This is a genomic window from Erythrobacter sp. QSSC1-22B (genome assembly GCF_001678665.1).
Taxonomy (GTDB): Bacteria; Pseudomonadota; Alphaproteobacteria; order Sphingomonadales; family Sphingomonadaceae; genus Qipengyuania.
The window spans coordinates 206,877-220,535 of the sequence record NZ_LZRP01000003.1 but is presented as its reverse complement, the minus strand read 5'-3'; the positions used below and the strand labels follow the sequence as shown (position 1 = coordinate 220,535).

Annotated in this window: 12 protein-coding genes; 4 read left to right on the top strand and 8 right to left on the bottom strand. The window is 60.0% G+C overall.

All coding sequences use genetic code 11. From position 1 onward, the window contains the following. The 3 genes from A9995_RS06990 (at position 1) to A9995_RS06980 (ending at position 5,173) form a co-directional block, all read left to right on the top strand. Positions 1–3,156 carry an efflux RND transporter permease subunit gene (locus A9995_RS06990; protein ID WP_082992543.1) on the top strand — a complete coding sequence of 1,052 codons (3,156 nt, stop codon included), beginning with the start codon at positions 1–3 and terminating at the stop codon, positions 3,154–3,156. A 15-nt stretch (positions 3,157–3,171) separates the two neighbouring features. Next, entirely contained in the window at positions 3,172–3,522 is a 351-nt protein-coding gene (locus A9995_RS06985; protein ID WP_067610732.1) for a DUF3147 family protein, read from the top strand. Between the two features lie 367 nt (positions 3,523–3,889). Further along, positions 3,890–5,173, top strand: a complete 1,284-nt coding sequence (locus A9995_RS06980) for a hypothetical protein (protein ID WP_067610730.1) — start codon at positions 3,890–3,892, stop codon at positions 5,171–5,173. Between the two features lie 102 nt (positions 5,174–5,275). Here the strand turns inward: A9995_RS06980 and A9995_RS06975 are convergent, their stop codons facing one another. The 8 genes from A9995_RS06975 to A9995_RS06940 form a co-directional block, all read right to left on the bottom strand. After that, positions 5,276–5,731: a hypothetical protein gene (locus A9995_RS06975; RefSeq protein ID WP_067610728.1), complete on the bottom strand. Its 456-nt coding sequence runs from the start codon at positions 5,729–5,731 to the stop codon at positions 5,276–5,278. Between the two features lie 55 nt (positions 5,732–5,786). Continuing rightward, positions 5,787–7,136 carry an APC family permease gene (locus A9995_RS06970; protein ID WP_067610726.1) on the bottom strand — a complete coding sequence of 450 codons (1,350 nt, stop codon included), beginning with the start codon at positions 7,134–7,136 and terminating at the stop codon, positions 5,787–5,789. Then, complete coding sequence (locus A9995_RS06965; protein WP_199797226.1) at positions 7,133–9,445, bottom strand: copper-translocating P-type ATPase; 2,313 nt, start codon at positions 9,443–9,445, stop codon at positions 7,133–7,135. The genes A9995_RS06970 and A9995_RS06965 overlap by 4 nt, the downstream gene beginning before the upstream one ends. Then, positions 9,442–9,717: a DUF5676 family membrane protein gene (locus A9995_RS15980; RefSeq protein ID WP_082992541.1), complete on the bottom strand. Its 276-nt coding sequence runs from the start codon at positions 9,715–9,717 to the stop codon at positions 9,442–9,444. Before A9995_RS15980 ends, A9995_RS06965 begins: the two co-directional genes overlap by 4 nt. Positions 9,718–9,797: 80 nt before the next feature. Next, a complete protein-coding gene (locus A9995_RS06955; RefSeq protein WP_199797225.1) occupies positions 9,798–10,178 on the bottom strand; it encodes a hypothetical protein in 381 nt (126 codons plus the stop codon). Then, positions 10,178–10,687 (bottom strand): DUF305 domain-containing protein, encoded by a 510-nt coding sequence (locus A9995_RS06950; protein WP_067610721.1) that lies wholly within the window; start codon positions 10,685–10,687, stop codon positions 10,178–10,180. The genes A9995_RS06955 and A9995_RS06950 overlap by 1 nt, the downstream gene beginning before the upstream one ends. Next, positions 10,684–11,439, bottom strand: a complete 756-nt coding sequence (locus A9995_RS06945; protein WP_067610719.1) for a MauE/DoxX family redox-associated membrane protein — start codon at positions 11,437–11,439, stop codon at positions 10,684–10,686. Before A9995_RS06945 ends, A9995_RS06950 begins: the two co-directional genes overlap by 4 nt. Beyond that, a complete protein-coding gene (locus A9995_RS06940) occupies positions 11,436–11,708 on the bottom strand; it encodes a metal-sensitive transcriptional regulator (RefSeq protein WP_067610717.1) in 273 nt (90 codons plus the stop codon). The genes A9995_RS06945 and A9995_RS06940 overlap by 4 nt, the downstream gene beginning before the upstream one ends. Positions 11,709–11,778: 70 nt before the next feature. On the opposite strand from A9995_RS06940, the gene A9995_RS06935 reads away from it, so the two are divergent. Then, a complete protein-coding gene (locus tag A9995_RS06935; RefSeq protein ID WP_067611040.1) occupies positions 11,779–13,653 on the top strand; it encodes a copper resistance system multicopper oxidase in 1,875 nt (624 codons plus the stop codon). Positions 13,654–13,659 lie beyond the last annotated feature (6 nt).

Sequence of the window (13,659 nt, the reverse complement as noted above, 5' to 3'; positions counted from 1 at the left end):
ATGTTAGAACGCCTCATTCGCTGGAGCCTCGACAACCGGGTAGTGATCTATGCAATCGCGATCCTGCTGACCGCATTCGGGGCCTGGATCGCGGCGCGCACGCCGGTCGACGTGCTTCCCGACCTTACAGCCCCGACCGTGACGGTGGTGGTCGATGCAAGCGGTTACACGCCGACCGAGGTCGAGCAGCGCATCACCATTCCGCTCGAAACCGCGCTCAACGGCGCGCCGGGCCTCAGACGAATCCGCTCCAACAGCACCACCGGGCTTTCGGTTGTGACGATGGAATACGACTGGGCGACCGATCCCGACCAGGCGCGGCTGGTCACCAACGAGCGGCTCCAGGTCGCGAGCGACGAACTTCCCGACGACGTCCCTCCGCCGCATATGACCCCGGCAAGCTCGGTCATGGGCGAGATCATGTTCGTCGCTCTGCGCTCCGATACGGCGGAGCCGATGGAGCTGAAGTCGATCGCGGATTGGGTGGTGCGACGACGGTTGATGTCGGTCCCCGGCATTGCCGAGGTCATGACCATCGGTGGCGACGAACGTCAGGTGCAGTTGCTAGTCGATCCGGCCCGCCTGTCGGCGCGTGGCATCGGTATGAACCAGGTCATCGAGGCCATGAGCCGCGCGAGCGCCAACCAGAGCGCCGGCGTGGTGGTGGAAAATGGCCAGGAGTTCCTGATCGAGAGCGTGGGTCGCGCCAGCGAGGCGGACGAGTTTGGCTCTGTGGTAGTCGGTCAAGCCGGCGGACTGCCGGTGCTCGCCCGCGAAATCGGCGAAATCCGTATAGGCGAAGGGCTCAAGCGCGGCACCGGGGCCTTCAACGGTAAGCCGGCGGTGATCCTGGCGATCCAGAAGCAACCTGGAGCCAACACTCTCGATCTCACGGATCGGCTGGACGACGTCTTTGTCGATCTCCAGCGCACCCTGCCCGATCGTATGGAGCTGGAGACGCAGGTTTTCCGCCAGGCGGATTTTATCGAGCGTTCGGTCAACAATGTAACCACGGCCCTGATCGAGGGCCTGGTGCTCGTCGCCGTCATCGTATTCATCTTCCTGATCAGCTGGCGCGCAACTGCGGTGGCATTGGCCGCAATCCCGGTATCGGTGGTCAGCGCGATCATCGTCATCAACTCGGGCGGCGGGTCGATCAACACGATGACGCTGGGCGGGCTGGCAATCGCCCTGGGCATGCTGGTCGACGATGCGATCATTGTGGTCGAGAACGTGGTGCGCCGATTGCGGCTCGAGCGGGAGAAGCCGGTTGAGGAGCAGCAGTCGGACATCGCCGTGGTCGCCTCGGCTACAAGCGAGGTGCAGGGCGCGATTATCTTCGCAACGCTGATCATTCTGCTTGTCTTCCTGCCCATCTTCGGCCTGACGGGTATCGAAGGGCGTCTGCTGCAACCGCTTGCCCTAGCCTATGGCGTGTCGCTGCTCGCCAGTCTGGCGGTTGCCCTGACGCTGACCCCCGCACTCAGCTATGATCTGTTGAGCCGCAAACCCGAAGCCGTCGGCAATGAACCCAAATGGGTCATCCGGATGAAGGGCTGGTATGGCGGCGTTCTCGACCGGTGGCTCATTCGCTGGAAGTCGCTGGCGATCGGCTCGGTGCTGCTGGTCGTTGTCGCCGGCATCGGTCTCGCGCTGGCAGGCCGCGCGTTCCTTCCAGAGTTTAACGAAGGGTCGCTGACCGTCAATGTCACGACCTTGCCGGGCACCAGCCTAGAGGACAGCGATCGTGCTGCCAGCGAGGTCGAGGCGGCGCTGCTGTCTCAGCCCGAGGTCGAGACCACCGCACGTCGGACCGGTCGCGCACCCGGCGACCCGCACGCCCAAGAGGTTTTCGCCTCGGAGATCGAGGCTACGCTCAGTGAGGATGCCCGCGACCGAGACGAACTGCTGACTGCCTTGCGCGAAGCGGTGGGCACAGTCCCCGGCGTCCAGGCGATCTTTGGCCAGCCGATCGGGCACCGGATCGACCACATCCTGTCTGGCGCTCGGGCGAATATCGCGATCAAGGTTTTCGCGCCCGACTCTGACACGCTCCAGCGCCTTTCGACCCAAGTCGAAAGCGCGGTGACGGCAATTCCGGGTGCGGTGGATGTCCAGAAGGACACCCAGAGCATGGTGCCCTACCTGCGGGTGCGGGTGCGGCGCGCGGATCTCGCCAACTACGGGCTGGCTGTCGAGGATGTCACCGGTGCGATCCAGGCGGCTATCGCCGGTGCCGAGGTCGGCCAGTTGGTCGAACAGCCGGTGATCACCGATGTCGTGGTGCGATACGACCCGTCGCAATACAACGATGCCGGGCAGATCGAGAACATGCTGCTCGCGGCACCGGGGGGGCAGCTGCTGCCGCTTGCAGCGGTGGCCGATGTCGTGCGCGATCAGGGACCCAACGCAATCACTCGTGAAAGTGTCGAGCGGGTCCAGCTGGTGATGGCCAATGTTCAGGGCCGCGATCTGGGCGCAGTGGTGACCGATATCGAATCCGCGCTCGATACCATCGATCTGCCGCAAGGCGCCCGGATAGAACTCGGCGGGCAGTTCGAGAGCGCCGCCAGCGCCACCCGAACCCTTCTGGCGTTGGGATTGATCGTGCTGGTGGGTATGTTCCTGCTGCTGCGCCAGGCTTTCCGTTCATCGAACGACGCCGCCTTGGTGATGGTCAACCTGCCGCTTGCGCTGGTGGGCGGGGTCGTCGGTCTCTGGCTGACCGGAGGAATTCTCTCCGTCGCCACGATCGTCGGCTTTATCACCCTGTTCGGTATTGCCACCCGCAACGGGGTAATGATGGTGACGCATATCAAGCATCTTCAGGTTCACGAGGGTGTAACCGATCTTGCGGAGGCGGTGCAACGCGGCGCCGAGGAACGGCTTGTGCCGATCCTGATGACCGCGATTTCGGCCGGTCTCGCCCTTGTGCCGCTCGCTATTGCAATGGGTGAGCCTGGCAGTGAGATTCAAGCGCCGATGGCGATCGTGATCCTGTGCGGCCTTACGAGCTCGACAGTGCTCAACATGCTGGTGCTGCCGGCGATCTACCTGAAGGTGACCCGCGACGGCTGGGGCGTGAACAATTTGCGCATAGCAGCCATGCGCAATCGCCGCGGACCGGACGAACGGTTGTCCGACGAACCGGCCTGACAGGAGGATGGTCTCATGGGTTATCTGCTGCTGAAAGCCGCGCTCTCGGGCCTGATCATTGCCATAGTCAGCGAGGTCGCTCGCTGTGCACCCGGTCTGGGTGCCCTCATCGCGTCGCTTCCCCTTATTTCGGTTCTGGGCATGATCTGGCTATGGCGCGACACCCAGGACACGACGCGCCTGGCTGAGCATTCGGCCGCCACGTTCTGGTTCGTGATCCCGAGCCTACCAATGTTTCTCGCGATCCCGTTGCTATTGAATCGAGGCGTCGCGTTCTGGCCCGCGCTTGCCATCGGCTGTGGCATGACCCTCGCTCTCTACATCGGGATGGTCTGGACGCTCGGTCAATTCGGCGTAAAGCTTTGAAGCTGAGGCTTCGATGGGCCCGACGGCAATTCGTTCATCAAAGTTCCGGTGTCACGCTTTGCTCGTCATATGTGGACTGTCCGCATACGGCCCACAATCGGCTGAAAAGCTCGGGCTGAGTAATCGGCAGGTTTCGGTAAGCAAGAGGGTGCCTCGCCATGGCCGCTGTTGGGTCGTTTCGCGACAGGCAGGTTTTCGTGAAAATCCTGCGATAGCAGCCTGATCGGTTTCGGGGTCATGACGAGCTACCAGGAACGGCGCTAAATGGGGTGGGAAGCTTCCGGTCCGCTATTAGGAGGCTAGAACGGGAAAGTGGAAGCAGGGCTGATCAGCCTGCTCAGCAGCGATCTCCGCAAAGGAATTGGACATGAGAAACAGATTAGAGACGGGCGATGCAGCGCTGCGAGCAAACGCAGAGTGTTTTTGCTTCACGCTCGATCGGGAATTGCTGGCACGAAAGCTCGAGACCGAAACCGGTTCAGAAGGTTTCGGCATCCGCCTCGCAGGCTCTCATCCTTACCTATTCGCAAACTCACCAGTCTTTCTGGCACCCGACAGCATGAACGCGATGAAAGCGGTCGTTGCGGCAGTTGAAATGGCTACCGCGCTGCCGCCGTTCCGGGCGGCAGTGCTCGAGTGGGCGCCTCAAATAGCTGCCGATGATTTTGGACCGGTCGGCGCATTGATGGGCTACGACTTCCACCTGACCGAAGCCGGGCCTGTTCTGATCGAGGTCAATACCAACGCAGGTGGCGCGTTCCTAAACGCCGCGCTCGCCCGCGCGCAGCGCGCTTGCTGTTTCGAGACGGCCAAGGCTGTTCGTCCAGATGAAACCGTGCTGGCTTTTGAGGAGCGCATCGGCTCCATGTTCGCAAGTGAGTGGAAACGTCAGGGGCGCAGCGGAAAACCGTCAGTTGTTGCGATTGTCGACGACGAGCCTGATGCGCAATTTCTTCATCCCGAATTTCTGCTCGCTAAAACGGCGCTCGAGCGCCAGGGCATTCAAGCACTGATTTTGGACCCTAGGGCACTGACAAGGTCAGCTTCCGGACTGTCGTTCGATGGGCTTCATATCGATTTGGTTTATAACCGGCTCGTCGACTTCGCGTTTAAGCACCCCGATCATGCAAGCCTGCGAAGCGCCTATCTGAAGGGGCTGGTCGTAGTCACACCAAACCCGCATGTGCACGCGCTATATGCCGACAAACGTAATTTGTCGCTTTTGTCTGACAGCCTGCTTCTTACCCAATGGGAACTTCCCTTAGACGCGGTAAACGTCCTTGATGCTGCTGTTCCACAAACAACAATCGTCACAGCCGAGAATGCAGAAACGCTCTGGGCGGATCGCCGCAATCTCTTTTTCAAGCCCGCCGGGGGCTACGGCAGCAAGGCTACCTACAGCGGCGCCAAGCTCACGCGGAAAGTTTGGACGCACGTCACTGCAGGGGGTTACATCGCGCAAACCTATGCGCCTCCGAGCATCCGCCGTGTAGAGCGCGATGGAGAGGTGCTGGAAATGAAGGTGGACGTCAGGCTCTACACCTACGATGGAACGGTTCTTTTGACAGCAGCAAGGCTGTATCGGGGACAGACAACCAATATGCGCACGCCGGGTGGCGGGTTTGCCCCCGTGCTCGAAATCGCACGCTGAAAGCAGGAGTTATACGAGATTGGATAGTCCATGCTCGTGAAAACCGCTCGCAAGGGCATCTTTGCCTGTCAACGAATTGCATCCGGACCTCGCTCGCTGCGATCATCGATCCTCGGCCGTAAGTTTCGAGCCGAACAACGATCGTTTTGCCAGCACCAACGTGAGGACCGGAACGATCAACCACATAAATATGGGCACCAGTCCGATGGTCGCTATCGTCGGCATCGTCTCGGAATAGGTCCAGCCCCAATTGCTCCTCAAAGCGAAATGTTCGACGACGACCGTTATGGCCATTCCGACGCTGAGGTAGATCGCCAGCGGACGAATGCGCCACTGTCGCAACCAGAGGCTATTGGGCGCAAACCTTGTCGCTACCCAATAGGCAAATACCATGATTCCTGCGTCTCCGAACGTGGCTAAAGCGCAGTTCCTGGTCGCCTGAGAAGTCGAGAGGCCGCCCATTTCGTAGAAGGGCATCTGCAGCATTTCCCACAAGAACGCCAAGAGGAAGCCATTTATGGCGATCCAGGCTTCCGGCTTCTCGAGACAGTTCCGCATATACCCCCCTGCTCAATCTAGGGCCCTGCCCACCCAAAGGCCAAAGCTGCGAAATTCACTCTCGCCCCTCGCGGGATTGCCGCGAAAGAAATATCCATTCGGCAGCGAATACCAGCAAGATCCCTCCGAAGGCGTAAGCGACAATCACCGGATCCGAACGAAGCTTGATCATGGTGAAAGCGGCGAGGATCACTCCATCGGCAGCCAAGGCTGACAGAAGGACCGTCGCCTTCGCGCCGATTTCGTGGCGCAGGTGACGAAAGACGCCCCAGTGGACCAGCATATCCATGACCAGGTAGAAAAATACACCCAGCGAAGCGGTCCGTGACAGGTCGAACAGAACGGCGAGCGCCCCTGCGACCACGACCGTATAGACCAGCATGTGGCTGCGGATGCTGCCGCTCATACCGAAATGGCTGTGCGGGATCATCTTCATCTTGGTCAGCATCGCGAGCATGCGCGACACGGCAAAAACACTTGCGATGACGCCGGAGGTTGTCGCCGCAAGGGCGATGATGACCGTGAAATAGAAACCAACCTGGCCAAGCGCCGGTCTGGCCGCCGCAGCCAGCGAGTAATCCCGTGCTTCCACGATCTGGCCAATAGTCAGGCTCGAACCGACGGCCAGAGCGACAAGCAGATAGGTAGCGATACAAATGATGATCGAATAGATTATCGTCCGACCGACGTTACGGTGTGGGTCGACAATTTCACCGCCGCTGTTGGTGATTGTGGTGAACCCTTTGAAGGCAAGGATGGAAAAGGCAACTGACGCCAGGAATGATCCTCCACTCGCCATCGACGCATCTTGGGTGAACGCGCCCGAGAACAGGCCGCTCGCCCAGATGGCGGTCACGGCGAAAATGGCGATGCCACCGATTTTGATTGCCGACATGACCAGCGAAAATCCGCTGACCGAGCGATTGCCCGCTGCGTTCACCAGATAGGCGAACACAATTAGAGCCAAGGCCAGCGTGGACAGAAGCAAGCTGTTCTGTTCCATGCCGAATGGACGCAGCGCGTATGTGGCAAAGGTTCGCGCGACCAGGCTCTCGTTGATGACCATCGAGAGCGCCATGAGGAGCGATGCGGAAGCTGCCACCACCCCTGGACCATAAGCCTTTTGCAGTATCATCGCGATCCCGCCGGAGGACGGCCAAGCGTTGGACATTTTTATGTAGCTGTATGCGGCTAGAGCCGTAACCAGCGCGCCGGCCACGAACGACAGGGGGAACAGGGGACCTGCAAGTTCGGCGATTTGTCCGGTCAGCGCGAAGATGCCCGCGCCGATCATCACGCCGGTGCCCATAGCGATGCCACCGTAAAGGCTTATCGTCCCCTTGCTCTCTTGATTATTATCGTGATCACCTCCTGCCGCATGACCCTCGTGCCCGGTCTCGGTCATACCTTGGTGCTCCGCAACCGCAGCGAGTTCAGCACCACCGAGATGGAGGATGCGCTCATTGCAAAGGCGGCGAACATCGGGCTGATGAGAATGCCGAAGAAGGGATACAGCACGCCTGCTGCGATCGGCACACCGGCCGTATTGTAGATTAGCGCGAAGAACAGGTTCTGCCGGATATTGCGCATGGTGGCACGGGCAAGTCGCCGCGCGCGCACGATGCCGTCGAGGTTTCCTTTGACCAAGGTAATCCCGGCGCTTTCGATGGCAACATCGGCTCCGGTGCCCATAGCGATACCGACATCGGCCTGGGCCAGTGCCGGGGCATCATTGACCCCGTCACCCGCCATTGCGACCTTGGCGCCCTTGGCCTGCAGCTCGCGAATAATTCGCGCCTTGTCCTCGGGGAGAACATCGGCACGGATCTCATCGATGCCGAGGCGCGCGGCTACGGCCTTGGCCGTTCGTTCATTGTCGCCGGTGGCCATGATGATCCGCAGGCCGAGCGCATGCAGTTCCTTGAGCGCAACAGGGGTGGTTTCCTTGACCAGATCGGCGACGCTGACCAGACCCGCAACCTTGCCGCCGACCATCACAAACATGACAGTCTCGCCTTCGTCACGCCGGGCATTTGCCTTACCCGTCAGCGCCCCTGCCTCTAGACCCAAATCGCGCACCATAGCGATATTGCCCAGCGCTACAGCCTGGCCCCCGACTGTGCCTTTGACGCCCTTGCCGGTGATAGCCTCGAACTCACTGGCTTCGTCTATCGCCACGCCGCGCTCTTCCGCACCGCGCACGATGGCTTCGGCCAGAGGATGCTCCGATCCACGTTCGAGCGATGCGGCCAGTCGCAGGACTTCGACTTCGTCAAAGCCCTCCTCGGGCATTACCGCGACCAGCCGCGGCTTGCCTTCGGTCAAGGTGCCGGTCTTGTCGACGATCAGCGTGTCGATGGTCTCGAACCGCTCGAGCGCCTCGGCATTCTTGATCAGAACGCCGACTTGCGCGCCGCGACCGGTCGCGGTCATGATCGACATCGGCGTCGCCAGGCCGAGCGCGCAGGGGCAAGCGATGATGAGCACCGCAACCGCGGCGATCAACGCATAGGAGAGCGCCGGTGCCGGGCCCCAGATTGCCCAGCCGATAAAGGCGAGAACAGCGATACCGATGACGGCAGGAACAAACAGGCCGGCCACCTTGTCGGCATATTTCTGGATCGGCGCGCGCGATCGCTGGGCCGCCGCCACCATGCCGACAATCTGCGCCAGCATGGTTTCCGACCCAACTCGGGTCGCTTCGATAATCAGGGTGCCAGTGCCGTTGATGGTCGCTCCGGTGACATCATCGCCGGCGACCTTTTCCACCGGAACCGGCTCGCCGCTGATCATGCTCTCGTCGACCGAAGAGCGTCCGTCGTGCACAAGGCCGTCGACGGGCACCTTGTCCCCGGGACGGACGCGCAGCCGATCTCCTACGGCAACATCCTCGAGCGCAACCTCTTCCTCGGTCCCATCGGCCCGGATGATCCGCGCGCTCTTTGCCGCAAGGTCAAGCAAGGCGCGGATAGCCTTGCCCGTGCCTTCGCGAGCACGCAGTTCCATGACTTGGCCAAGCAGGACCAGGGTCACGATCACCGCTGCCGCCTCGAAGTAGACGCCCACATTGCCTTCGGCATCGCGGAAACCGGATGGGAAGATACCGGGCGCAATAATTGCCACGACACTGAACAGCCAGGCGGCCATCACACCCATGCCGATCAGCGAAAACATGTTGAGGTTCATCGTCCGGAAGGAATTCCAACCGCGCAAAAGGAACGGCCAGCCGCACCAAAGGACCACGGGCGTGCCCAGAGCAAATTCGATCCAAAGCGTGGTGCGTTCGCCAATCGTATCGCGAATGCCAAGGCCGAGAAACGGCCCCATGGTGAGAATCAACAGCGGGATCGTAAGCACGGTCCCCACCCAGAACCGTCGGTTAAAATCGACCAGCTCGGGATTAAGGCCATCTTCGGCCATTCCAGCTGATTCCAGTTCCAAGCCCATTCCACAGATTGGGCACGATCCCATTTTGGTTTGGCGCATTTGTGGGTGCATCGGACACGTATAGACCGTGCCGGTGAATCCCTCTGGCACCTGATCGTAGAGGCCATCGCTCTGTTGGTGGTCCTTCTGGACATGCGAAGCGTGACCTTCGGTAGGCGCGCCGCTTTGATGGCCGCCGTCCGATACGAGATGCATTCCGCATTCCGGGCAATCGCCCGGCTCGTCCCGCCGGACTTCAGTATGCATAGGACAAATATAGCCGCTCATGACGGCCGTCCACGCCCGAAGAAGCGATAGAGCGGCACGATCAATACCGCGATATACCAGCCATACAGAAAGCTACCGACTGCGCCTGCGATGAAGCCGGACCAAGTCAGCCATTCAAACCCCGGCAGCAGCGGAGCCCACGCCTCATGCATATGGAATCGGCCGGGCAGCAGCAGGCCGAACGCAACACAAACAAGAAAGCTGAGGAGAATGAAGACGCTGAGCGTCCATCCCCAGTGGACAATTTGGCGGCCAAGTGTAGGATTTTGCATGTCTAACTCCCTTGGTGCAGCTGGTGTCTGGGTGCGACCACAGGGCTGCTCCTGCGGGGATGAGCACAGTCTCTGCGGCGTCAGTCCGTGCGAAACCGATCTGCGCGTTCAACCAGATCAGTTATGTGATCGGCGGCATGAATAGTCAGCTCATGCTGGGTGTATCCCGGTCGAGGTGTAATGAGAGCGGCCATCTCGCGTGCCATCCGGCGCTGCTGCTCTGACCCCTCTGCCAGAACAGCGATCATAAGATTTTCAAGCGCGATGACCCGGATACGCAGATGAACCAGTTCGGTGTTGGTCATATCAGGGACAGCACTGGCAGCAATCTGAGCCATAGAGGCGTTCGCACCCCCCTCATTGTCCCATCTCGCCAGCGCACGTTGGCGAATTTCGGATAATTCTTCGGGCGTATTCCGGTGTCGCCCATCCCCCTCTTGGCTTTTGATGCCGTTTGCCATCAATTCCCCGTTTCTGTGATTTGCACTGGCACCGCCTGCAAGATGGGGGCACCCGACGTAACTGGCTGTGCCTCGAGATCAGCGATCAGTCGTTTCATTTCCGAAATTTCCCTGACCTGCGCTTCGATGATGTCATCCGCCAAAGCACGAACGCGTGGATCGCGGATTTTCGCTCGCTCGCTGGTCATGATCGCGATCGAGTGATGCGGGATCATCGCGCGCATGTAGCTGACGTCATCGACAGTCTCTTGGCTACGCACGAGGTAGAGCGAGCCAGCAAAAACGAGGATCGATGCGCCGACAATTGTCAGCTTCGCGGACGTTCCGTCATACATCTTCCACATGAAGGCGAGCATGATAATCGCCATGACTGCGCCCATATAGACAGCCATCCAGGCGCGCGTCTGACTGTAGAAGATATGGTCGAGTGCGTAGGTATTGAGATACATCAGGCCGAACATCACGACAGTCGAAGTCGCTATCATCGCCAGAAAGCGGGTGTAGGTCATGGCATCTCTCCCATAGGTTCCAACAGCATCCACAGGGCCATGGCCACCATCATCACATTTTCCGTCAAAGAAATAACGCCCAGGGGAACCCGGCTGTCCCCACCGACGCAGGCGCACTTGATCTCGCGTTTCTGCACATAGACCGCGTAGAACACGGACGCCGCGCCGATACCGCCGATAAATAGCGCGACTGGAATCGACAGCCAATCGAGCGCGCGTGCCAGCATGAGCACGCCCGCCAGCCCTTCGGCAAAAGGGTAGATATAGGCATAGGGGAGCCAGCGCCGCGCGAGTAGATCATAGCCGAGGAACATCGTGGCGAAGGATTCGACGTCCTGCAGTTTTTGGATCGCTAAAACGCACATTGAAATCGCGATGAACCACTCGCCGCTGCGCACGGTAAGCAGCGCGCCTGTCGTCGCCCAACTTCCGGCCAACGCCATCAGCGCCGCTATGGCAAAGATTGCGATCACCGGGCGGTAGCTTACAGCGTCGGGATTGCGCACCGGTTTGCCAAGATGGCGGCGAAGATCGTCGTGACCACCGATGCGTTTGCCATCGATGAAGGTCTGCGGGGTCGTCTCTACACCATGCTCGGCCTTGAACGTGTCGGTCGCTTCACGCGTTGTCAGCCAGCGATCGTCAACAGCGTAGCCCGAGCTTTCAAGCAGGTATTTGCTTTTTAGCCCATAAGGACAGACATGCTTGTCCATCACCATGCGGTATAGGGTCGCCGTCCTGCTTGCGGTCATCGTTTGACCTTTTCAAACAGGTCGATCAGCTCATTAAATTTAACACGCTGTTCGAAAGCATCGCCCGATGCGATCGCTTCGGACACGCAGCACGCCGCGTGATCCTTCAGGATCTCGCTTTCCACCTTTAAGAGCGCAGCTTTTACCGCCTGCACCTGATGCAGGATGTCAATGCAGTAACGCTCGTCGGCGACCATTTGGCCCACGCCTCGAACCTGGCCTTCGATGCGCTTCAGCCGGTTGAGAATGGCAGTCTTGTCTTTTGTCATCGGCTCCCTCTTACCCCTTGCAATACCATAGGGGGGTATAGTATCACCTCGCCAAAGGATGAGCAAGACAATGACGAATCTAGTTTCGCGAAGGACTCTTCTGGGCGGTTTGGGTGTCGGTGCGTCCATGCTGGCGATCCCCGCATGGGCGCAGGGCCATAGCGTCCACGGCAGCAGTCACGGACGCGGGGGCCCATTGATCCCGGCAGGATTTGGCGAGCTTAGCGGCGACGTTATCGACCTGACTGTTGGCAGCGGCCACCGCATTGTCGAGGGTCGGCGAGGTCCCGGCATTGCCGTGAATGGCAGCGTTCCGGGTCCGCTCATCCGGCTGCGTGAGGGTCAGAATGTCCGCTTGAACGTCACCAACCATCTCGACGCGGACACCTCAATCCACTGGCATGGCCTGCTCTTGCCGTTCCACATGGATGGTGTGCCGGGGATCAGCTTCCCAGGCATCAAACCACACGAGACATTCGTGTATGAGTTTCCAGTCCGGCAGGCAGGCACCTATTGGTATCACAGCCATTCGGGGCTCCAGGAGCAGTCGGGTCATTATGGACCCATGATCATCGATCCAGCGGGCGCGGAGCCGGTCGCTTATGACCGCGACTACATCCTTCTTCTGAGCGACTTCACCACACTCGATCCGCATTTCATCATGAGCCGGTTGCGCACCGGAGAGGGCTACTTCAATCGGCAGCAGACGAGCTGGACTGACGATTATCCGCTGTCGGGCGAGGAGCGCCGGATGTGGGCCGAGATGCGTATGCCCGCGACCGACATCATGGACATCGGCGCACCAACCTATACCTTTCTTGCGAATGGCCGCGGCCCCGAGGAAGGCCTCGAATACCTGTTTCGTTCCGGCGAACGAGTGCGCCTGCGCATTATCAACGGTTCGGCGCAAAGCTTCTTTAACGTCCGAATCCCTGGCTTGCCGATGACCATCATTGCTGCAGACGGGCAAAACGTTCAGCCGGTCGAAGTCGATGAGTTTCAGATTGGCACCGCCGAGACATATGATGTCATCGTCGAGCCGGGCAAGGCTGAAGCGTATGCCATCGTGGGTGAGTCTATGGACCGGTCGGGCATGGCGCTGGCGATGCTGGCGAGCCGTCCCGGTGCTCGAGCTGCCGTGCCAGCCCTGCGCGATCCGCCACTGCTGACGATGGCCGACATGGGTATGAACCATGGCTCGAGCGATATGGACCATGGCGCGATGAACCACACGGCTGCGAACGAAGGCGCGATGACTGGTGTCGCGGCCGAGACCGGTTCAGACGCCATGGATCACACGGCCATGGGTCATGTGCCTCCGGCGGAGCCGAGTGTCGGTGCGATGGCTGGTATGGCAATGGGTGGTCACAGCATGGACGCCATGAGCATGCGGGACACCTCACTCTTGCCCCCAGACGTCAAGGTAGGGCCAGGCGTCGACATGGTGTCGATGTCGCCTGTCGATAAAACGGGTGATCCAGGCATCGGCTTGAGCGAGGTTCCACACCGGGTGCTCAACTACCGGATGCTTGCCGCCCTTGAACCAAACCGTGACACGCGGGAGCCCTCTCGCTTGCTGGAAATTCACCTGACCGGCAACATGGAACGCTATATGTGGTCGTTCGACGGCCAGATGTATTCGGCGATCAGTGACGTGCCAATCCGCTTCGCATGGAATGAGCGGGTGCGGGTGAAACTCGTCAACAATACAATGATGGGACACCCCATTCACTTGCACGGTATGTTCTTCGAGGTTGTGAACGGCCAAGCTCCAGCGCAACAGCCGCGCAAGAACGTGCTCGTTGTGCAGCCCGGAGCCAGCGCAACCTTCGACCTGACTGCCAACGAACCAGGTGATTGGGCTTTCCACTGCCACCTCCTATACCACATGCATGCCGGCATGATGCAGACGGTCACTGTGGTTGGGCCGGAGGGCGCAGCATGAGATCGC